This window comes from Thermus sp. NEB1569 (assembly GCF_022385295.1).
Classification (GTDB): Bacteria; Deinococcota; Deinococci; order Deinococcales; family Thermaceae; genus Thermus; species Thermus scotoductus.
Genome location: NZ_CP092445.1, coordinates 833,464 through 853,864 on the forward strand (window position 1 = coordinate 833,464; position 20,401 = coordinate 853,864).

Consider the following 20,401-nt stretch of genomic DNA (forward strand, 5'->3'; position numbering starts at 1 on the left):
CCGCCGGGGTGGCGGAACGGTAGACGCTGCGGACTTAAAATCCGCTGGGGGGTTACCCCCGTACGGGTTCGAGTCCCGTCCCCGGCACCAGGAGGCCCCGGGTTTCCCGGGGCTTAACCTTTCAGCCTTGATATGCTTAGGTTCGTGGGCGTTCTCACCCGCTATTTGGAAAAGTCCATGGCCCAGGCCCGTTACGACCTCCTGGGCCCTGGCCGTTTTGTGGCCGAGCTTCCCGAGCTGGGCCTGCGCGTGGAAGCTCCTCACCTCGAGGCCGCCCGGGAGAGCCTGCAGGAAGCTCTGGAGGCCTGGCTTTTGGATACCCTGCGTGCGGGCCTTACCCCGCCGGGGCTGGAAGGGGCGGAGGATCCCGTGCGCACCCGTTTCCTGGCCTTGACCCGGGAGATCTGGCGGCTTTTCAAGGAATCCGGGGAAGTGGAGGGGACGAAGGCGGGAGCAGTTCCTGCCCCGTCCACCCGGGTGCAGGAGCCCTCGAGGGCAAAAAAGGCACCTTCGCTGGAGGAATGGCTGAAGGGCCTGGGCATCCAAGTGGTGAAGAAGCCCCAGGAAGAGGAGGAGAAGGAGAAGGTTCTGACCCGCCTGGGCCTGTTCCTGGGGGACCGCTACCCCAGCCTGGAAAAGCTTTACGAGCGCCTCAAGCAGAGCCTTTCCACCAAGCGTCAGTTTGAGCTTTCCCTTTCCGAGGCCACCCAGGAGGAGATCGCCAACTCCACCCAGTTCTGCACCATGCTCAAGCAGTATGCCCTCCTCACCTCCTATCACTACAAAAGCGAGGAGCGGCGCATCCGGGCCAAGGCCAGCACGGAGGGGTGGGTGCAGAACTTCCTCACCGGGGGCTGGCTGGAGCGGTACGTGGCGGAGCGGCTTCGCAAGTTCCTGCGTTCCCGCAACCTGGCCCACGAGGTGGCGGTGGGCTACCAGGTTACCCTGCCCAACGGGGACACCATGGAGTTGGACGTGCTCCTCAGGGTGGGGGAGCGCTTCTTCTGGTTTGAGGCCAAGACGGGGGACTTCCAGGCCCATATCGCCAAGTATGCGGGGCTGAAAAAGGTCCTGGGGCTTTCCGCCAGGGAAAGCTTTCTGGTGCTTTTGGGCATGGACAAGGCCCGCGCCAAGGAGCTTTCCGCCCTACATGGGCTCACGGTGGTCAACCAGGCGAACTTCTTGGACATCTTCCAGGAGGTGCTGGAGGGGAATGCTGCGTAAGGTCCTCCTGGTCATGGGGGGCACCCTGGCCTCGAGGGTCTTGGGCCTGGTGCGCCAGGCGGTCTTCAACGCCCTGTATCCCGACGTCCTGAAGGATGCCTTCAACGTGGCCTACCGGGTACCGAACCTCCTCCGGGAGCTTTTGGCGGAGGGGGCGGTGCAAAACGCCCTCATCCCCCTCCTGAGGAACCTGCCCGAGGAGGAGGCCCGGTCCTTTGCCCGGCGCTTTGGGGCGTTTCTCTTCGGGGTGAACCTCTTGGTCCTGGGCCTGGGTTATCTCTTGGCCCCCTGGGTGGTGAACCTGCTGGTGGCTCAGGAAAGCCACCTCCGGCAGGGGGAGGCCTTGGGGCAGGTGGTCTACCTCACCCGGCTTCTCTTGCCCTTTCTCCTGGGCATCTCCATGGCTGCCCTCTTCTCCGCTCTTCTTCAGGCGGAGGAGCGCTTCCTGCCCTACGCCCTGGGACCCATTGCCTTCAACCTGGTGGCCATCGGCCTCATGGCCCTCTTCCCCGGGGACCCCACCTTCCTGGGGCTTTCCGTGGCCCTGGGGGGGCTGGTCCAGGCCCTGGTCCAGCTTCCCTTCCTTAGGGGTTTCCGCCTGGAGTGGCGCTGGCACCAGGCCTTTCTCCCTGCCCTCCTCCGCATGGGGCCCTTCGCCTTCACCACCTCCTTGCGGCAGTTTCTCAACCTGGTTCTCACCCACATCCTGACTCGCTACCCCCCGGCGGCGGTCACGGGGTTCTACAACGCTGAGGTGATCTTCCAGATGGTCCTGGGGCTTTTCGCCACCTCGCCCGCCATCGCCCTTTTTCCCCGGATGAGTGCCCTGAAGGGCGAGGAGCTGGCCCGCTTTCTTACAGGTCCCCTGAAGCGGCTTACCCTCCTTCTTTCCCTTCTCGGGGGGATGCTGGTGGCCCTGGCTCCTTTCGTGGTGGTCTTGCTCTTCGGCCTCTTTGGCCCCCTTACCCCGGAGAACCGGGCGTACAGCACCCAGGTCCTCGCCGCCTTGGGGTTTGCCGTCCTGCCCTGGGGGGTGAACACCCTGCTCCTCAGGGGGCTTTATGCCCTGGGGCGGATACGGGAGGCGGTTTCCGCCAGCGCCCTCGTCTTCCTGACCAACACCCTGGGTTACTGGCTTCTTAGGGACGCGGGCCTTTTTGTCCTCAACCTGGCCACAGCCTTGGCCGGGTATCTGGGGCTTTTCCTCTACCTGCGCCTTTTGGAACGGGAAGGGGTGAGGTTTCAAGCCCTACCCCTTTTTCTCCTCAAGGCCCTTTTGGCCGGGCTCCCGGCGGCTTTGCCGGGGTGGGTCCTGGCCCAGGTGCTTCCCGTGCAAAGGGCTCAGGAGGCCTTGGCCCCCCTTCTTTTGGGTGGGGGGCTGGGCCTGGGGTTCTTCCTCCTTTCGGCCTGGGCCCTACGCCTTCCCCTTAGGGAACTCCTCGCCAAACCTCCCTCAGGCGGAAGCAAAGGGGCTTAAGCCTCGAGGCGAAGGCGGGCTCTTCCCAGGTGGGCCAGGTGAAGGCGAGGGGCGGAGCACCCGGTAAGAGGGCTTCCTCCGGGGGGTCATGGCCTTTTAAGAGGGGGTCCAGCCGGGCCAGCACCCCGGCCATCTCCCCCTTTTGGTAAAGGGTGCGGGCCTCCTCCAAGGGCGAGGCCCAGGCCATCCCCAAGGCCAGAAGAAGACCCAGGAGGCGCACGGGCTAGCCTCCTTGGGCCGCTTGGCGGATGGCCTCCACCGCCTCGGGGTTCTCCAGGGCCGAGAGATCCCCGGGGTCCTGGCCCAGGAAGGCGGCCCGGATCACCCGGCGCATCACCTTGGCGTTTCGGGTCTTGGGCAGGTCGGGGACAAAGAGAACCCTTTCCGGCTTTAAGGGTTTGCCCAGGGCTTCCGCCACCCGGTCGGCCACCGCCTGGGCCAGCTCGGGGCTAGGGGAGAAGCCGGGCTTCAGCACGGCGAAGAGCACGATGGCCTCCCCCTTGACCGGATGGGGTACCCCGATGGCGGCGCATTCCTTGAGGGCGGGGTGGGCGATGGCGGCGGTTTCCACCTCGGCAGGCCCCACCCGCTTGCCCGCCACCTTAAGGGTGTCGTCGCTCCGGCCCAGGATGAAGAAGTGGCCTTCCTCATCCTGTAGGGCCAGATCCCCGTGAACCCAAACCCCGGGGACACGGGAGAAATAGGTGTCCAGGTAGCGGGCCTCGTCCTGCCAGAATCCCTTGGTCATTCCGGGCCACGGCCTGAGCACCGCAAGCTCCCCCACCTGGCCCACCACGGGTTTCCCCTCCGGGTCCAGCACCGCCGCGGCCATCCCGGGCACGGCGGTGTTGAAGCCCATGGGCTTGATGGGTTTGACCAGAACATTGCCCAGGATGCCTCCGGAAACCTCCGTCCCCCCCGAGTAGTTCACGATGGGCCTCTTTTCCTCCCCCACCGCCCGGAAGAACCAGAGGTAGGGCTCGAGGTTCCAGGGCTCCCCGGTGGAGCCGAGGACCCGAAGGGAGCTGAGGTCGTGGGCCCGGATGGGCTCCTCCCCCAAAGGGATCAAGGCCCGCACCAGGGTGGGGGAGAGGCCCAGGTGGGTGAGGCGGTGGGCCTCCACCATTCGCCAAAGCCGCTCCGGTCCCGGGTAGTCGGGGGCGCCGTCGTAGAGGAACACCGTGGCCCCCAGGATCAGCCCTCCCAGGATGGCCCAGGGCCCCATCATCCAGCCCAGGTCCGTGAACCAGAAGAGGCGATCCCCTTCTCTCAGGTCAAAGAGAAGGGCCAGGTCAAGGGCGGCCTTGAGGGGAAAGCCCGCATGGTAGTGGACGGTTCCCTTGGGCCGGCCCGTGGTGCCGGAGGTGTAGATGAGCATGAAGGGGTCCATGCTCTCCATCTCCTCCGCGGGGAAGGGCTCGCCCCTTAAGGATGCGTAGTCCAGTTCCCCGGCCTCCAGGGGCAGGCCCAGCCGGCGCACCACCAAGAGATGGGGGGTCTCCGCCAGGGCCTGGGCCTTGCGGGCCTCGAGGAGGAGCTCCACCCTTCTTCCCCGGCGGTGGAAGCCATCCTGCACCGCCAAAAGCTTGGCCTTGGCGTCCTTGAGCCGCACCGCCGCCGCCTCGGCGGCGTAGCCGGAGAAGATGGGAATGGCGATGGCCCCAAGCCAGGCGGTGGCCAGGAGGAGAATGGCCGCCTCGAGGCCCATGGGGAACCACAAGCCCACCCGGTCCCCTCGCTCCACCCCCAGGGCCCGAAGCCCTGCCGCCACCCGTTCCACTTCTTCTAAAAGCTCCCCGTAGGTGAGGGTGTGCACCCCACCCTCCTCGGTTTCGTGGATGAGGGCTAAGGCGGTGGGCTCGTGGCTGAGGGCTGCCTCCACCAGGTTAAGCCGCCCCCCCACGAAGAAGCGGGGAAGGGGAAACCCACCTTCTATGACCCGCTCGTAGGGTTTGCGCCAGGGTAGGCCCAGGTGGGTGAAAAACTGGTGGTAAAAAGCCTCAAGTTCCTCCACGCTATAGCGGTAGAAAGCCTCGTAGTCCCGGAAACCCAGGGCCTCCATGAATCGGAAGAGCCAGGTGGCCTGGATCTCCTCCGGGTTGGGATACCAGATGGGCTCCATCTATTTCCTCCAAAAGGGAAAGCCCTTGCGTTTGCTTGGCGTTTCGCCCTCCTTCTTGCCGTAAGGGTTCTCCAGAGTCTCGATAAAACCCTTGATGTCCAGGCGCTCCTCAGGAGTTTTGGCCAAGAGGCGCCTCAAGGCCTTGTCCAGCCTGGGGGGAAGGGAAGTGGGAGGGGGGGAGGCAGGAGGAGGTGGGCGTTGCGGAGAGCTTCCGGGGTTTCCCCCCGGAAGGGTCGCCTTCCCGTGAGGAGCTCGTAGGCCATCACCCCAAAGCTGTAGGCGTCGCTTTTGGGGCTGGGCTTAGCCCCCAGGAAAAGCTCGGGGGCCAGGTAGTGGGGGCTTCCCGCATACTCCAAGGAAGCCTCCGCCAAGGGACGCACGGTGCCCAGGTCCCCGAGCTTGTAGCCTTCTTTTCCCACGAACACGTTGGAGGGCTTCACATCCTGGTGGAGGAAGCCCTTTTCGTGCAGGAAGAGCAAGGCCTGCCCCACCTGCAAAAGCGCCCGCATGGCTTCCTCCTGGTTCAGGGGACCCTTGAGGAGGCGTTCCTCCAGGGTGCCTTCCTCCAGGTACTCCAGGGCCAGGAAGACTTCCTCGCCGAAGGGTATCCCGTAAAGCCCCTGCACCAGGTGGGGGTGCTTCAGGGAAAGGCTAAGGGAAACCTCCCGGGCAAACCGCTCGGCAAGCCTGGGGTCCTGCCTTACCTCCTTGCGGGGAAGCTTGAGGGCTACCTTTTGCCCATCGGGAGCCTCCGCCAAATAGACCTGGGCGGTCTGCCCCAAACCCAGGAGCATATGCAAGCGGAAATCCTTGCGCTTCAGGCTAGTCAAGAACCAGCACCCCTCCCGGGCGAAGGGCGTGGCCCTCCACGCCCTTTTCCTTGGCCCTCTCGGCGAAGGCATCCCCGTCCTGACGGATGGGGGGGAAGGTGTTGTAGTGGATGGGCACCACCCGCTTGGGTTTTAGGAGCTCCAGGGCCTTTAGGGCGTCTTCCGGGCCCATGGTGAAGTGGTCGCCGATGGGCAGGAAGGCCAAGTCCAGGCCCAGCTCCCCGATGAGGCGCATGTCGGAGAAGAGGGCGGTGTCCCCAGCATGGTAGATGCGCTTGCCGCCAAGTTCCACCACCACCCCCATGGGCATGCCCCCGTAGGTGCCGTCGGGGAAGCTAGAGGAGTGCCAGGCGGGGAACCATTTGAGCCACCCTCCGGGGAAGCGGTAGGTGCCTCCGATGTTCATGGGCACCGCCTTGGCCCCGTGCTTCTCCGCATAGGTGGCGATCTCAAAGGTGGAAACCACCGTGCCTCCTTTCTTGGACAGGGCCACGGCGTCGCCGAAGTGGTCCCCGTGGGCGTGGGTAACCAGGATGAGGTCCGCCTGCACCTCCCCCACCCCCACCGGGGCTACGGGGTTCCCGGTGAGGAAGGGATCGATGACCACCTTGGTCTTGCCGTCGGAAAGCCAGACCGCCGAGTGGCCCAGGTACCGGATCTCCAGCATAGGCACCTCCTTTAAAAGGCACTATACCGGAGAGGAGGGCATTTGGGAAAGGGACCGCTCTAGGCTTTTATAGAAGAGGAGTTCCAGGATGCGGGCAAAGGCCCGCTCCCCCCAGGTTTGTCCCTCGGGGAGGACCAAACTGAGCTCCAGTTCCAGCTCCAGCCCCTTCGTGCCTGAAAGCACGCGACCCTCTACCTTGAGGGAAGGTGGAGGGAGGAGCTTGGCCTCGAGGTTCTCTCCTCTAAGCCTCGAGGCGAAGGGAAGGGCCACCTCCCCCAGCACGGGGTTTTCCTGCCGGAAGACCCCACGGACCTCGTTTCCTTCCAGCTGGAGTTCCAGGGGTAAACCCTGGGAGGGATGGCCGTTTAGGACGAGGTGCAGCCTGGCCTTCATCCTTCCACCCACTCCACCCGCACCCGGCCTTCCTTGGCCAGGCGGGCCACCTCGGCATCCGGGATGTTCAAGAGCCTGGGCAACTCCCGGAAGCGGGGTGTGGCCGAGGCCAGGCCCACCCGCACCACCAGGACCTCTTCCTCCTCGGCCCGGCCGATCCGCCAGACCAGGTGCTGGCCCAGGGCTTCCAACAGGTCCTTCTCCACCCCCTTAGTCTATCCCGGGGTGGCCTTGGGGGATAATGGATGGGGATGCTCCTGGAGGTGGCCTACTGGCCAGCAGGGCCCTTTTCCCGGGGAAGACGGGCTTTGGTCCTCCACCTGGAGAATGGGGAGGGAGTACCCCTTCCCGTACCCGATCCCGAGGCCCTGGCGGCCCGGATCAGAGAACTTCTAAAAGGGCGAACTTCAGGTAGTGGGTTTCGGGGTGGTTGAGGAGGATGGGATGGTCCCATCCCTGCCCTCGTTTCTCCACCACCCTCAGGCTGCGGTGGGCGTCTTCTGCGGCCTCGGCGAGCATCTGGTAAAAGAGGGGCTCGGTCAGGTGGTGGCTGCAGCTGCTGGTGGCCAGCAGGCCCCCTTCCTTGAGGAGCTTGATGGCCCGGAGGTTCACCTCCTTGTAGGCCCTGTAGGCCCTTTCCAGATCCTTTTTCCCCTTGGCAAAGGCGGGTGGGTCCAGCACGATGAGGTCAAACCGCTCCCCTGCCTTTTCCAGGGCCCTCAGGTGGTCGAAGGCGTTGGCTTCCACCGTCTTGAGGGTAAGCCCATTCAGCCTGGCGTTTTCCTCCGCCTGCCTCAGGGCCTCGCCGGAGCTGTCCACGCTGATCACCTCCTTGAAGCCCAGGGCTAGGTGGAGGCCGAAGCTACCCGCATAGCTGAACACGTCCAGGGCCCTTTCCCCACGGAAGCGTTCCATGAGGATCCGGTTGTCCCGCTGGTCCAGGTAGGCCCCGGTCTTCTGGCCTCCCGTGAGGTCCACCAGGTAGCGTATCCGGCCCTCCTTCACCGCTACCCGTTCGGGGGCCTGGCCCAGGAGGGGCCGGACGTAAAGGGGGAGGCCCTCGAGTTCCCGGACCCTGGCATCGTTTTTGGCCAGGAGGTTTTTGGCCAGGGGTTTGAGCCTCTCGGCCACCTGGGGCAAGAGGGCTTCCCAGGCGTAGGCGGTGGTCTGCAGAACCAGGTGGCCGGCGTAGTAGTCCAGCACCAGACCCGGCAGGAAATCCCCTTCGGCGTGGGCCAGGCGGAAGCCTCCTTCGGGCTCCTTTTCCAGCGCGGGGAGGCGCCGGGCCAAGGCTTTGTCCAGGTTGTCCAGAAGCGCCTCCGCCGGGTCCCTTGCGGGTCGGAAGCGGTAGGCCCGCACGCTTAGGTCGCTGGTGGGGTTGAAGAGGGCTAGGGCCAGAAAACGCTTGCCCCAGTAAACGGGGTAAAGGCCCGGCTCCTCGGGGCCCGAAATCACATCGCGGCGAAAGACCCAAAGGTGCCGGGCCAGTAGGCGCTGGGCTCCTTTTTCGTTGACGAGAATCCGCATCGCTTAAGTATACTTAAGCGGGGTTGGTTGACGTTTGCCCCAAAGGCCGGTATCCTGTCCGGCGGGCGCAGTTTGCGCATCTTTTCACGAAGGGAGGGGCGATGGGAGGCCTGGGACTTATCAAGAGCCTGGCGGAAAAGGAAAGGGAGCTGCTGGCCCGCCTCGAGGCCGCCAAGAAGGAGGCCGAGGCCCTGGTGGGGCAGGCCGAGGCGGAGGCCAGGGCCCTTCTGGAGGAGGCCGAGGCCAAGGCTAAGGCCCTGGAGGCCGAGTACCGGGAACGGGAGGCCAAGGAAACGGAGGCCATCCTGGCCCGCTACCGGGCCCAGGCGGAGGCCGAGGCTAAGGCGGTAAAGGAGAAAGCAGGGGCCCGGTTGGAGGAGGCTGTGGCCCTGGTTCTTAAGGAGGTTTTGCCGTGATCGCCCCCATGGAGAAGCTGGTCCTGGCCGGGCCCAAGGCCAAGGCCCAGGAGCTTCTCCACAGCCTCCAGCAGGCGGGGGTGGTCCACCTGGAAACCCTCCGGGTGAAGGAGCTTGCCGAGTACAGGCTTTCCCAGGAGGAGCGGGAGGAACTCAGGCGCTGGGAGGGGGTGGCGGCGGGAGCCGAGCATACCCTCACCCTCCTGGGCCGGGAGATGGAGCCCGCAAGGCCCTTCCCCGATGGGCTAGAGGCGGCGGAAAAGGCCCTTTCCCCCATCCAGGCCAACGCTGAGGGCCTTGCCCGGCAGAAGCAGGAGCTGGAGGAGGAGCTTGCCCTGGCCCAGGCCTACCTGGAACCCTTGGAGAAGCTTGCCAGCATGGCCCAGGGACTGGACCGAAGCGCCCTCTTCCGGGTGGTGCCCTTTTTGATCACGGAAAAGGAGCTTCCCCTGGTGGAGGAGGCCTTGAAAAAGGCCCTGGAGGACCGGTTCATCCTGGCCAGCGAGTCCTACTCCAAAGGGGTTGCCGGGCTTCTTGTGGTGCACCGGAAGGACCTCGAGGCGGCCAAGGCTGCCCTTTCCCGGGCCGGGGTGGCGGAGCTCCGCCTCCCTGGTAACTACGGGGATCTTCCCCTCAGCGAGGCCACCCGCCGGTTGAAGGAGCGGGCCGAGGCTGCTCCCAAGGAGCTTTCCGAGGTGCGCCAGGCCCTTTACCGGCTGGCCCAGGAGGCAGCCTCCACCCTGCAGAGCCTCTGGACCCGGGCCAAGGACGAGGCGGCCCGGCTTAAGGCCTTGGAGGAGCTGGCCTCAGGCCGGTTCGGCTTTGCCCTTTTGGGCTACGTGCCGGTGAAGGCCAAGGGCCGGGTGGAGGAGGCCTTGGCCCGCCACAAGGACCAGGTGATCTACGCCTTTGAGCCTGTGGACGAGCACCACGAGGCGGATCGGGTGCCCGTGGCCCTGGACAACCCTCCTTGGGTCAAGCCCTTCGAGCTTCTGGTGAGCTTCCTCAACACTCCCAAGTACGGCTCCCTGGACCCCACCCCGGTGGTGCCCATCTTCTTCCCCTTCTGGTTCGGCATGATCGTGGGGGACATCGGCTACGCTCTTCTTTTCCTCCTCCTTGGGCGCTGGCTTTCCGGGTTTGTTAAGCGGAATGAGCCCTTGGTGATAGACCTTTTTGCCCTCAAGCTCAAGCCTGCGGTTATCGGCAAACTGGTCTACATCCTTAACTGGATGGTCTTCTGGACGGTGGTCTGGGGCTTCGTCTACGGGGAGTTCTTCGGCACCTTCCTGGAGCACCTGGGGGTGTTTGGCACCCCCGAGCACCCGGGTCTCATCCCCATCCTCATTCCCCGCATCGACACGGCCAAGACCGCCAACCTGCTCATCCTCCTTTCCGTGGCCTTCGGGGTGGTCATGGTCTTCTGGGGCCTGGCCTTGAGGGCCTACCTGGGTTTGAAGCACCACCACATGGGCCACTTCTGGGAGGGCGTGGGGTACCTGGGAGGCTTGGTGGGCATCCTGGCCCTGGCGGCGGGGTACCTGGGGAACCTCCAGGCCGGGTGGCTAACCGGCATCATGTACCTGGGTTTTGGCGTGTTCTTGCTTGCGGTTCTCATGAGCCGTATGTGGCTCATGATCCCGGAGATCTTCACCCAGGCGGGGCATATCCTCTCCCACATCCGTATTTATGCGGTGGGGGCTGCCGGGGGTATCCTGGCGGGCCTTCTCACCGATGTTGGCTTTGCCTTGGCAGAGCGGATTGGACTTCTGGGAGTTGTTCTGGGTGTCCTGGTGGCCGGGGCCTTGCACCTTCTCGCCCTCCTCCTCACCACCTTAGGGCACATGCTCCAGCCCATCCGTCTTATCTGGGTGGAGTTCTTCACCAAGTTCGGTTTCTACGAGGAGAACGGCAGGCCATACCGGCCGTTCAAAAGCGTCCGCGAGACGCTTTAGGGAGGGAAAGAGATGAAGAAGCTTCTGGTTACGGTTCTGGTGGCGGTTTTCGGCGCTCTGGCTTTTGCGGCGGAGGAGGCGGCGTCCTCCGGGGGCTTGGACCGAGGCCTCATCGCTATAGCCATGGGCCTGGCTGTGGGGCTTTCGGCCCTGGGTACCGGGCTGGCCCAGGCCCGGATCGGGCCCGCGGGTATAGGGGCCATCGCTGAGGACCGGAGCAACTTCGGTACCGCCCTGATCTTCCTCCTCTTGCCCGAGACGCTGGTGATCTTCGGCCTTCTCATCGCCTTCATCCTGAACGGCAAGCTGTAAGGGGTTTTTAGGGCCCTGCCCCTTGTGGGGTGGGGCCTTTTTCCAAGGAGGGCAGATGTCCAAACTGGAAGCCATTTTGAGCCAGGAGGTGGAGGCGGAGATCCAGGCCGTCCTGCAAGAGGCCAAGGCCAAGGCCGAGGCCTTGAGGTCCGAGGCCAAGGCCAAGGCGGAGGGCTTGCTTTCCGCCAGAAAGCGGGCCCTCGAGGCCGGCCTGCAGGCCGCCATCCGCCGGGCAGAAAGTGCTGGGGAACTCCTCCTGGCCACCGCCCGTACCGAGGCCAAGGGGGAGGTGCTCTCCCAGGTGAAGGCCAAGGTGGAGGAGGCCCTCAGGGCCTTGCCGAATAGCCCCGACTGGCCTCAGGTGTTGCGGAAGCTGGCCGAGGAGGCCCTTGCGGCCTTGGGCGAGCCCGAGGCCCTGGCCTCCCATCCGGACAATCTTCCGCACCTCGAGGGTCTGGCGCGGGAGCGGGGCCTGGAGCTTAGGGCCGACCCTGCCTTGCGCCTGGGGGTGAGGGCCATCGGCAAGGGGGGCAGGACCCAGGTGGAGAACGCCCTCCCGAGCCGTCTGGAACGGGCCTGGGATGCCCTTTCCTCCAAGGTGGCCCAGGTGCTTTGGGGCTAGGCCATGGCGGACGATTTCGGCTACCTAAACGCCCGGGTGCGGGCCAGGAGGAGCACCCTCCTCAAGGAGAGCTTCTTCCAGGAGGCCTTGGACCTTTCCTATCCCGATTTCCTGGGCCTGCTTTCCGAGAGCGTCTACGGCCAGGACCTGGCCGGCCAGGGCCTTCACGAGGTGGACCGGGCCATTGCCCTCACCCAGGCCCGGTTGGTGGGGGACCTGCCCCGGCTGGTGGGGGGGGAGGCGCGGGAGGCGGTCCGCCTCCTCTTCCTGCGCCACGACCTGACCAACCTGCAGGCGGTCCTCCGGGCCAAGGCCACGGGCCGCCCCTTTGAGGAGGTGCTCCTCCTTCCCGGTACCCTGAAGGAGGTCCTCTGGCGCCAGGCCTACGAGGCGCAGGATGCGGCGGCCATGGCCCAGGTCCTCGCCGTTCCCGGGCATCCCCTGGCCCGGGCCCTGCGGGAGGTGCTCCGGGAAACCCAGGACCTGGCGCGCATCGAGGCCCTTTTGGCCAAGCGCTTCTTCGAAGAGGTGGCCAAGGCTTCTAAGGCCCTGGAGGAGACGGCCTTGAGGGATTACCTGGCCCTCGAGGTGGATGCGGAGAACCTGCGCACCGCCTTCAAGCTCCAGGGGCAGGATGTGCCGGTGGAAACCGTCTTCATACGGGGTGGGCGGTTCGTGGACAGGGTCCGCTTCGCCCGGCTCCTCGAGGGGGATTACGCCGTCTTGGACGAGCTTTCGGGCACTCCCTTCGCCCCCTTAGCGGGCGCTCGGGACCTCAAGACCCTGGAAAGGCGGCTCAGGTGCCTCCTTCTGAAGGAGGCCAGGAAGGGAGCCACCGACCCCCTGGGCGTGGGATTGGTGCTGGCCTATGTGAAGGAGCGGGAGTGGGAGGCCGTGCGGCTTAGGCTCCTGGCCAGGCGGGCCTACTTCGGGCTTCCCCGGGCCCAGGTGGAGGAGGAGGTGGTCTGCTCATGAGGATCGCCGTGATTGCCGACCCCGAGGCGGCGCAGGGGTTTAGGCTGGCGGGCCTCGAGGCCTACGCCGCCACCTCGGCAGAGGAAGCCCGGGCCCAGCTGGAAAACCTGGTTCAGGCCGGGGGGTACGCCCTGGTGGCCGTGGACCAGGGGCTTTTGCCGGAGCCGGAAAAGGCGGTGGAGCGGCTCATGCGGGGCAAGGACCTTCCCGTGCTCCTGCCCATAGCCGGGTTGAAGGAAGCCTTCCAGAACCCCGATGTGGAGGGGTACATGCGGGAGCTGGTCAAGCGGACCATAGGCTTTGACATCAAGCTGTAGAATGGAGGGACGATGATCCAGGGCGTGATCCAGAAGATTGCGGGCCCGGCGGTGATTGCCAAGGGCATGACCGGAGCCCGCATGTACGACATCTGCAAGGTGGGCCACGAGGGCCTGGTGGGGGAGATCATCCGCCTGGACGGGGATACCGCCTTCGTTCAGGTTTACGAGGATACCTCGGGGCTCAAGGTGGGGGAACCTGTGGTGTCCACGGGCCTTCCTTTGGCGGTGGAGCTGGGCCCCGGGATGCTGAACGGCATCTACGACGGCATCCAGCGCCCCCTGGAGCGCATCCAGGAGCGGACCGGGATCTACATCACCCGGGGGGTGGTGGTGCATCCCTTGGACCGAGAGAAGAAGTGGGCCTGGACCCCAAAGGTCAAGCCGGGGGATGAGGTGAAGGGGGGCATGGTCCTGGGCACCGTGCCGGAGTTCAACTTCACCCACAAGATCCTGGTGCCCCCGGATGTGAAGGGCCGGGTCAAGGAGGTGAAGCCCGCCGGGGAGTACACGGTGGAGGAGCCGGTGGTGGTCCTGGAGGACGGCACCGAGCTCAAGCTCTACCACACCTGGCCGGTGCGTCGGGCTCGCCCCGTCCAGCGCAAGCTGGACCCCAACACCCCCTTCCTCACGGGGATGCGCATCCTGGATGTCCTCTTCCCCGTGGCCATGGGGGGCACTGCAGCCATCCCCGGGCCCTTTGGTAGCGGAAAGACCGTGACCCAGCAGGCCCTGGCCAAGTGGTCCAACGCCGACGTGGTGGTCTACGTGGGTTGCGGGGAGCGGGGCAACGAGATGACCGACGTCTTGGTGGAGTTCCCCGAGCTCACCGACCCCAAGACCGGAGGGCCTTTGATGCACCGCACGGTGCTCATCGCCAACACCTCCAACATGCCCGTGGCCGCCCGCGAGGCCAGCATTTACGTGGGGGTCACCATCGCCGAGTACTTCCGCGACCAGGGCTTCTCCGTGGCCCTCATGGCGGACTCCACCAGCCGCTGGGCCGAGGCCCTGCGGGAGATTTCCAGCCGCCTCGAGGAGATGCCCGCGGAAGAGGGTTACCCTCCTTACCTGGCTGCCCGTCTGGCCGCCTTCTACGAGCGCTCCGGCAAGGTGATCACCCTGGGGGGCGAGGAGGGAGCCATCACCATCGTGGGGGCGGTTTCCCCTCCCGGCGGCGACATGTCCGAGCCCGTCACCCAGTCCACCCTGCGCATCGTGGGGGCCTTCTGGCGGCTGGATGCCTCCTTGGCCTTCCGGCGCCACTTCCCGGCTATCAACTGGAACGGGTCCTACTCCCTCTTCACCCCGGCCCTGGACCCCTGGTATCGGGAGCACGTGGCCCCCGACTATCCTGAGCTTCGCGACGCCATCTCCGAGCTCCTGCAGAGGGAAGCGGGCCTGCAGGAGATCGTGCAGCTGGTGGGTCCCGACGCCCTCCAGGATGCCGAGCGCCTGGTCATCGAGGTGGGGCGGATCATCCGCGAGGATTTCCTGCAGCAGAACGCCTTCCACGAGATCGACGCCTACTGCTCCATGCAGAAGGCCTACGGCATCATGAAGATGATCCTGAGCCTCTACAAGGAGGCTGAGGCGGCCATCCGGCGGGGGGTTACCGTGGACGAGATCCTGCAGCTCCCGGTGATCGAGCGCATCGGCCGGGCCCGCTACGTGAGCGAGCAGGACTTCCCCCGTTACTTTGAGGAAGCCATGCGGGAGATCGAGGGAGCCTTCAAGGCCTTGGCCTAGGGGAGGGAAGGATGGATCTTCTTAAGAAGGAATACACGGGCATCACCTACATCTCGGGACCTCTCCTCTTCGTGGAGAACGCCAAGGACCTGGCCTACGGTGCCATCGTGGACATCAAGGACGGCACGGGCCGGGTGCGCGGCGGCCAGGTGATCGAGGTTTCCGAGGAGTATGCGGTCATCCAGGTGTTTGAGGAGACCACGGGGCTGGATCTGGCCACCACCAGCGTGAGCCTGGTGGAGGATGTGGCCCGGCTCGGGGTTTCCAAGGAGATGCTGGGCCGGCGCTTCAACGGGATCGGCAAGCCCATCGACGGCCTGCCCCCCATCACCCCGGAGAAGCGGCTTCCCATCGTGGGCCTTCCCCTGAACCCCGTGGCCCGCAGGAAGCCCGAGGAGTTCATCCAGACGGGGATCTCCACCATCGACGTGATGAACACCCTGGTTAGGGGGCAGAAGCTTCCCATCTTCTCGGGCTCAGGCCTTCCCGCCAACGAGATTGCGGCCCAGATCGCTCGTCAGGCCACGGTGCGCCCCGACCTCTCGGGGGAAGGGGAGAAGGAGGAGCCCTTCGCCGTGGTCTTCGCCGCCATGGGCATCACCCAACGGGAGCTCTCCTACTTCATCCAGGAGTTCGAGCGCACCGGGGCCTTAAGCCGCTCCGTCCTCTTCCTGAACAAGGCGGACGACCCCACCATCGAGCGCATCCTCACCCCCCGCATGGCCCTCACCGTGGCCGAGTACCTGGCCTTTGAGCACGACTACCACGTGCTGGTCATCCTCACGGACATGACCAACTACTGCGAGGCCCTGCGGGAGATCGGGGCGAGCCGCGAGGAGATCCCGGGCCGGCGGGGTTACCCGGGATACATGTACACGGACCTGGCCACCATCTACGAGCGGGCCGGGGTGGTGGTGGGGAAGAAGGGCTCCGTGACCCAGATCCCCATCCTCTCCATGCCCGACGACGACCGCACCCACCCTATTCCCGACCTCACCGGCTACATCACCGAGGGGCAGATCCAGCTTTCCCGGGAGCTTCACCGCAAAGGGATCTACCCCCCCATTGACCCCCTGCCCTCCCTTTCCCGGCTTATGAACAACGGGGTGGGCAAGGGGAAGACCCGGGAGGACCACAAGCAGGTTTCCGACCAGCTTTATTCCGCCTACGCCAACGGGGTGGACATCCGCAAGCTGGTGGCCATCATCGGCGAGGACGCCCTCACCGAGAACGACCGCCGCTACTTGCAGTTCGCCGACGCCTTTGAGAAGCACTTCATTAACCAGGGCCAGCAGAACCGCTCCATTGAGGAGAGCCTGCAGATCGCCTGGGCGCTTCTTTCCATGCTGCCCCAGGGGGAGCTCAAGCGTATCTCCAAGGACCACATCGGCAAGTACTACGGGCAGAAGCTGGAAGAGATCTGGGGTGCTCCCCAAGCCCTGGACTAAGGAGGTTAGATGAGCCAGGTAAGCCCCACCCGCATGAACCTTCTGCAACGGCGCGGCCAGATGCGCCTGGCGCAGAAGGGGGTGGACCTCCTCAAGAAGAAGCGGGATGCCTTGGTGGCGGAGTTCTTCGGCCTGGTAAAGGAGGCCTTGGAGGCCCGCAAGGCCCTGAACCAGGCGGCGCAGGAAGCCTATGGGGCCTTGCTTCTCGCCCAGGCCTTTGACGGGCCGGAGAGTGTTTCCGCCGCCGCCTTGGGGGTGAGGCCCCTCGAGGAGGTGGAGGCGGAGGTGGAAAACGTCTGGGGAAGCAAGGTGCCGAGGCTCAAGGCCACCTTCCCCGATGGGGCCCTTATTTCCCCCGTGGGCACGCCCGCCTATACCCTGGAGGCCGCCCGTGCCTTCCGCCGCTACGCCGAGGCCTTGATCCAGGTGGCCAACACCGAGACCCGCTTGAAGAAAATCGGGGAGGAGATCCGGAAGACCACACGCCGGGTGAATGCCTTGGAGCAGGTGGTCATTCCCGGGATTCGCAGCCAGATCCGCTTCATCCAGCAGGTGCTGGAGCAGCGGGAGCGGGAGGATACCTTCCGGCTAAAGCGCATCAAGGGCAAGATCGAGGCCCGGGAGGCGGAAGCGGAGGGAAGCCGCCCCAACCCCCAGCTGGAGATTGGGGCCGGGCTTTAGCACCTTCCTACTAGAGGGGTAGAAAAAAGGCCCCGGGTCATGACCCGGGGCCTTGTGCGCTTCCCTACTGGGCCTTCGCCTCCTTCAGCATGTTGAGGAGCACGGTCTGGAGGATGCCGCCATTCTTGTAGTAGTCCACCTCCACCGGGGTGTCCAGGCGGGCGATGGCCTGGAAGCGAACCTCCGTGCCGTCCTCCTTCCTGGCCACCACCTCCACTTTCTTGCGGGGGGTGAGGTCCTCGAGGCCCAGGATGTCGTAGACCTCGTAGCCGGTTAGGCCCAGGGTTTCCCGGTTCTCGCCCGGCAGGAACTCCAGGGGCAAGACCCCCATCCCCACCAGGTTGGAGCGGTGGATCCTTTCAAAGCTTTCGGCCAGCACCGCCTTGATGCCCAGGAGGTAGGTGCCCTTGGCGGCCCAGTCGCGGCTAGAGCCGGTGCCGTACTCTTTCCCGGCGATGACGAGGAGGGGTGTCCCCTCGGCCTTGTAGCGCATGGCGACGTTGTAGACGAAGTCTATCTCCCCCTCGGGGAGCTTCTTGGCGTACCCTCCCTCAATCCCCTCCAGCATGAGGTTCTTGATGCGGATGTTGGCGAAGGTGCCCCGCATCATCACCTCGTGGTTGCCGCGCCGGGAACCGTAGGAGTTGAAGTCCTCGGGTTTGACCCCCTTGGAGATCAGGTACTGGCCCGCCGGGCTTTTCACCGGGATGGCCCCGGCGGGGGAGATGTGGTCGGTGGTCACGGAATCCCCCAGGACCAGGAGCACCCGGGCTCCCCGGATGTCCCCCACCTGGTGCTGGCCCAGGTTCTGGAAGAAGGGAGGCTTCTGGATGTAGGTGCTCTCGGGATCCCAGCCGAAGAGTTCCCCCGTGGGGGCAGGCAGGGCCTGCCAGCGCTCGTCCCCCTCAAAGACCTTGGCGTACTCCTTCTTGAAGAGCTCGGGGTCCAGGGTCTTGGCCATGGCTTCCCGGATCTCCTCCATGGAGGGCCAGATGTCCTTGAGGTAGACGGGCTTGCCGTTGGGGTCATAGCCCAGGGGCTCCGTGGTGAAGTCGATGTCCATGCGGCCCGCCAGGGCGTAGGCCACCACCAGCATGGGGCTCGCCAGGTAGTTGGCCTTCACGTGGGGGTTGATGCGCCCTTCAAAGTTGCGGTTGCCGGAGAGGACGGCGGCCACCACCAGGTTCCCCTCCTCCACCGCCTTGGCGATGTCCTCGGGCAGGGGGCCGGAGTTGCCGATGCAGGTGGTGCACCCGTAGCCCACCACGTGGAAGCGCAGGGCCTCGAGGAAGGGAAGGAGCCCGCTGGCCTCCAGGTAGTCGGTGACCACCTTGGAACCCGGGGCCAAGGAGCTCTTCACCCAGGGCTTGGTGTCCAGGCCCGTTTCCACCGCCTTCTTGGCCAAAAGCCCGGCTCCCAGCATCACCGTGGGGTTGGAGGTGTTGGTGCAGCTGGTGATGGCGGCGATGACCACGGAGCCGTGGGTGAGCTCAAACTCCTCGTCCTGGCGCTTCACCAGCACCTTCTTGTTCAGCTGGTCCGGGGTGAGTCCGAAGCCCCTTTCCTTCACGGGCTTGGTGAGGTGGGCCAGGAAGCTCTGCTTTACCTCCTTGAGGGCCACCCGATCCTGGGGCCGCTTGGGGCCGGCCAGGGAGGGTTCCACCGTGGAGAGGTCCAGCTCCAGGTACTCGGAGTAGCGCACCCGTTCCTCCGCCTCAGGCGTGCGGAAAAGCCCGTTGGCCTTGGTGTAGGCCTCCACCAACGCGATGAGCTCCTCCGGGCGGCCCGTGAGCCTCAGGTAGTTTAGGGTTTCCTCGTCCACCGGGAAGAAGCCCATGGTGGCCCCGTACTCGGGGGCCATGTTGGCGATGGTGGCCCGGTCCGCCAGGGAAAGCTTGGCCACCCCAGGCCCATAGAACTCCACGAACTTGCCCACCACCCCGTGCTTGCGGAGGATCTCGGTGATGGTCAGGACCAGGTCAGTGGCGGTGGCCCCCTCGGGAAGCTCCCCGTAGAGCTTGAAGCCCACCACCTTGGGGGCCAGCATGTAGTAGGGCTGGCCCAGCATCACCGCCTCAGCCTCAATGCCCCCCACGCCCCAGCCCAGAACCCCGAGGCTGTTCACCATGGTGGTGTGGCTGTCGGTGCCCACCAGGCTGTCGGGGAAGGCTAAGGTGAGGCCCCCTTCCTCCTTGGTCATCACCACCTTGGCCAGGTACTCCAGGTTCACCTGGTGGACGATGCCGGTGCCGGGGGGCACCACCCGGAAGTTTTCCAGGGCTCCCTGGGCCCACTTGAGGAGCAGGTAGCGCTCCCGGTTCCGCTCGTATTCCTTCTCCACGTTGTAGAAGAAGGCGTAGGCGGTGCCGAAGGCGTCCACCTGCACGGAGTGGTCGATGACCAGGTCGGCGGGCACCACGGGGTTAATGCGCTTGGGGTCCCCGCCCCGCTCGGCCACGGCATCCCGCATGGCGGCCAGGTCCACCACCGCCGGTACCCCGGTGAAGTCCTGGAGGATGACCCGGGCCAGCTTCAGGGGCACGTTGATCTCCCCCGGCTCAGGGGTCCAGCGGGCCAGGGCCTCGATGTCCTCACGGGTTACCTGGTAGCCGTCCTCGTTTCTGAGGAGGCTTTCCAGCATGATGCGGATGGAGAAGGGAAGGCGGCTTACCTCGGCAATCCCTTTCCTTTCCAGTTCCGTGAGGTCAAAGTAGGCGTAGGTGCCGCTTGGGGTGTTAAGGGTCTTAAGGGTTTGGAAACTATCCTTCATGGCTGCTCCTTTCCCTTCCCCCTTTCCAAACCACACCCAGCGGGTTGCAAACCCCGGTACCCGGGCGCCAAAGCCAGGGTTTCGGATGGGTGTGGGTTTTGGGGGGAAGTGTTCCGAGGGGGGGCGCCCGCCCCGGCTTTTTCCACTATACCACCTCGGCCCTCAGCGGTGGGCCTGGGGCGGGGGAGGGGCGTCCAGGCCCAGGCCCCCCAAGAAAAGCAGGACCTCCTCCTGGATCTCCCGCCATAGGGCTTCCCGGGGCCTTCGGGCGGGCCGGTCCCCTTTCTGGGGACCGTAGGCGCCAAAGCCCGCATGGTTCAGCCCTTCCACGAAGACCACCCGGGCGTTTTTGGGAAGGAGCCGGGCCTTCTCCCGGGCTTTTTCCGGGGGGAGGAGGCCGTCTTCCGTGCCGAAAAGGGCCAGGACGGGAAGGTTTTCCTGGGAAAGGTCCTTTTCCGGGTAGCTGGCGAAGAGGATGAGGGGAAGCCCTTCCGAGGCGGCCAGCTCTGCCGCCGCCACCCCGCCTAGGCTGTGCCCGCCCCCTACCCAAGGGAGCCCGGAATGGGCCCGGTGGGCCTCCAGGGCCCTTTCCTTTCCCAGGAGGGCGATGCCCGAGGGCACTTTCAGGAGGACCACCAGGTAGCCTGCCCGGGCCACGGGGGCGAGGACGGGGGCGTAGGCCAAGGGCTCCACCCGGGCCCCGGGGTAGAAGGCCAAAAGGGCCTTGGGGGCTTTGGGGATGAGCTCTAGGCCGTAAGAAGCCTCCCGCACCTCGAGGCCAGCTTGCTTCAAAGCTTCCTGGGCCACGGCCTCCGCCTTTAAGGGCCTGAGGAAGTAGTGGGCCACCCCAACCATGGCCAGGGCGATGAGGAAGGCCGCCACCAGAAAGAGGAGAAGGAGCTTTTTGGCGCTCATG

General features: G+C 65.4%; 19 protein-coding genes, 1 tRNA gene and 1 pseudogene. 12 read left to right on the top strand and 9 right to left on the bottom strand.

Features of this window, described 5'->3' with window-relative positions:
* Positions 1 to 2 precede the first annotated feature (2 nt).
* From MI302_RS05055 to murJ, 3 genes are all read left to right on the top strand, one after another.
* Positions 3 to 90, top strand: a tRNA-Leu gene (locus MI302_RS05055).
* Between the two features lie 42 nt (positions 91 to 132).
* The gene (locus tag MI302_RS05060; protein WP_019550071.1) at positions 133 to 1,224 is read left to right on the top strand and encodes a hypothetical protein; all 1,092 of its coding nucleotides are present in this window, start codon (positions 133 to 135) and stop codon (positions 1,222 to 1,224) included.
* Positions 1,214 to 2,701: a murein biosynthesis integral membrane protein MurJ gene (murJ, locus tag MI302_RS05065; protein ID WP_239726391.1), complete on the top strand. Its 1,488-nt coding sequence runs from the start codon at positions 1,214 to 1,216 to the stop codon at positions 2,699 to 2,701. The genes MI302_RS05060 and murJ overlap by 11 nt, the downstream gene beginning before the upstream one ends.
* Here the strand turns inward: murJ and MI302_RS05070 are convergent.
* From MI302_RS05070 to MI302_RS05100, 7 genes and pseudogenes are all read right to left on the bottom strand, one after another.
* Entirely contained in the window at positions 2,652 to 2,921 is a 270-nt protein-coding gene (locus MI302_RS05070) for a hypothetical protein (RefSeq protein ID WP_239726392.1), read from the bottom strand. The genes murJ and MI302_RS05070 overlap by 50 nt on opposite strands.
* A 3-nt stretch (positions 2,922 to 2,924) precedes the next feature.
* Positions 2,925 to 4,823: an AMP-binding protein gene (locus MI302_RS05075; RefSeq protein WP_239726393.1), complete on the bottom strand. Its 1,899-nt coding sequence runs from the start codon at positions 4,821 to 4,823 to the stop codon at positions 2,925 to 2,927.
* Positions 4,824 to 5,653, bottom strand: a pseudogene (locus tag MI302_RS05080) (serine/threonine-protein kinase).
* Positions 5,646 to 6,320, bottom strand: a complete 675-nt coding sequence (locus MI302_RS05085) for a metal-dependent hydrolase (protein ID WP_239726394.1) — start codon at positions 6,318 to 6,320, stop codon at positions 5,646 to 5,648. Before MI302_RS05085 ends, MI302_RS05080 begins: the two are co-directional and overlap by 8 nt.
* Positions 6,321 to 6,341: 21 nt before the next feature.
* Positions 6,342 to 6,713, bottom strand: a complete 372-nt coding sequence (locus tag MI302_RS05090) for a DUF3809 family protein (RefSeq protein ID WP_015716771.1) — start codon at positions 6,711 to 6,713, stop codon at positions 6,342 to 6,344.
* Entirely contained in the window at positions 6,710 to 6,919 is a 210-nt protein-coding gene (locus MI302_RS05095; protein ID WP_015716772.1) for a DUF3248 domain-containing protein, read from the bottom strand. The genes MI302_RS05090 and MI302_RS05095 overlap by 4 nt, the downstream gene beginning before the upstream one ends.
* A gap of 175 nt (positions 6,920 to 7,094) precedes the next feature.
* Positions 7,095 to 8,240 carry a class I SAM-dependent rRNA methyltransferase gene (locus MI302_RS05100; protein ID WP_126170549.1) on the bottom strand — a complete coding sequence of 382 codons (1,146 nt, stop codon included), beginning with the start codon at positions 8,238 to 8,240 and terminating at the stop codon, positions 7,095 to 7,097.
* Positions 8,241 to 8,341: 101 nt separating this feature from the next.
* Between MI302_RS05100 and MI302_RS05105 the strand changes: the two genes are divergently transcribed.
* Genes MI302_RS05105 through atpD form a run of 9 tightly spaced genes read left to right on the top strand, consistent with a single transcriptional unit; the run spans position 8,342 to position 16,715 of the window.
* Positions 8,342 to 8,656: a V-type ATPase subunit subunit G family protein gene (locus MI302_RS05105; protein ID WP_015716774.1), complete on the top strand. Its 315-nt coding sequence runs from the start codon at positions 8,342 to 8,344 to the stop codon at positions 8,654 to 8,656.
* On the top strand, positions 8,653 to 10,611 hold the full coding sequence (locus tag MI302_RS05110; protein ID WP_015716775.1) for a V-type ATP synthase subunit I: 1,959 nt from the start codon (positions 8,653 to 8,655) through the stop codon (positions 10,609 to 10,611). Before MI302_RS05105 ends, MI302_RS05110 begins: the two co-directional genes overlap by 4 nt.
* Positions 10,612 to 10,623: 12 nt before the next feature.
* Entirely contained in the window at positions 10,624 to 10,923 is a 300-nt protein-coding gene (locus MI302_RS05115; protein WP_015716776.1) for a F0F1 ATP synthase subunit C, read from the top strand.
* Between the two features lie 55 nt (positions 10,924 to 10,978).
* On the top strand, positions 10,979 to 11,545 hold the full coding sequence (locus MI302_RS05120; RefSeq protein WP_172956952.1) for a V-type ATP synthase subunit E: 567 nt from the start codon (positions 10,979 to 10,981) through the stop codon (positions 11,543 to 11,545).
* Positions 11,546 to 11,548: 3 nt separating this feature from the next.
* Positions 11,549 to 12,520, top strand: coding sequence for a V-type ATPase subunit (locus MI302_RS05125; protein ID WP_239726395.1), 972 nt, complete (start codon positions 11,549 to 11,551; stop codon positions 12,518 to 12,520).
* A 2-nt stretch (positions 12,521 to 12,522) separates the two neighbouring features.
* The gene (gene atpF, locus MI302_RS05130) at positions 12,523 to 12,837 is read left to right on the top strand and encodes a V-type ATP synthase subunit F (RefSeq protein ID WP_172956953.1); all 315 of its coding nucleotides are present in this window, start codon (positions 12,523 to 12,525) and stop codon (positions 12,835 to 12,837) included.
* A 12-nt stretch (positions 12,838 to 12,849) separates the two neighbouring features.
* Positions 12,850 to 14,586 carry a V-type ATP synthase subunit A gene (locus tag MI302_RS05135; protein ID WP_038068775.1) on the top strand — a complete coding sequence of 579 codons (1,737 nt, stop codon included), beginning with the start codon at positions 12,850 to 12,852 and terminating at the stop codon, positions 14,584 to 14,586.
* An 11-nt stretch (positions 14,587 to 14,597) separates the two neighbouring features.
* Entirely contained in the window at positions 14,598 to 16,034 is a 1,437-nt protein-coding gene (locus tag MI302_RS05140) for a V-type ATP synthase subunit B (protein WP_019550082.1), read from the top strand.
* Between the two features lie 9 nt (positions 16,035 to 16,043).
* Positions 16,044 to 16,715 (top strand): V-type ATP synthase subunit D, encoded by a 672-nt coding sequence (gene atpD, locus MI302_RS05145; RefSeq protein ID WP_239726396.1) that lies wholly within the window; start codon positions 16,044 to 16,046, stop codon positions 16,713 to 16,715.
* A 64-nt stretch (positions 16,716 to 16,779) separates the two neighbouring features.
* On the opposite strand, the gene acnA is transcribed toward atpD, so the two are convergent.
* Positions 16,780 to 19,485: an aconitate hydratase AcnA gene (gene acnA, locus MI302_RS05150; RefSeq protein ID WP_239726397.1), complete on the bottom strand. Its 2,706-nt coding sequence runs from the start codon at positions 19,483 to 19,485 to the stop codon at positions 16,780 to 16,782.
* A 162-nt stretch (positions 19,486 to 19,647) separates the two neighbouring features.
* A complete protein-coding gene (locus MI302_RS05155) occupies positions 19,648 to 20,400 on the bottom strand; it encodes an alpha/beta hydrolase (RefSeq protein ID WP_239726398.1) in 753 nt (250 codons plus the stop codon).
* Position 20,401 lies beyond the last annotated feature (1 nt).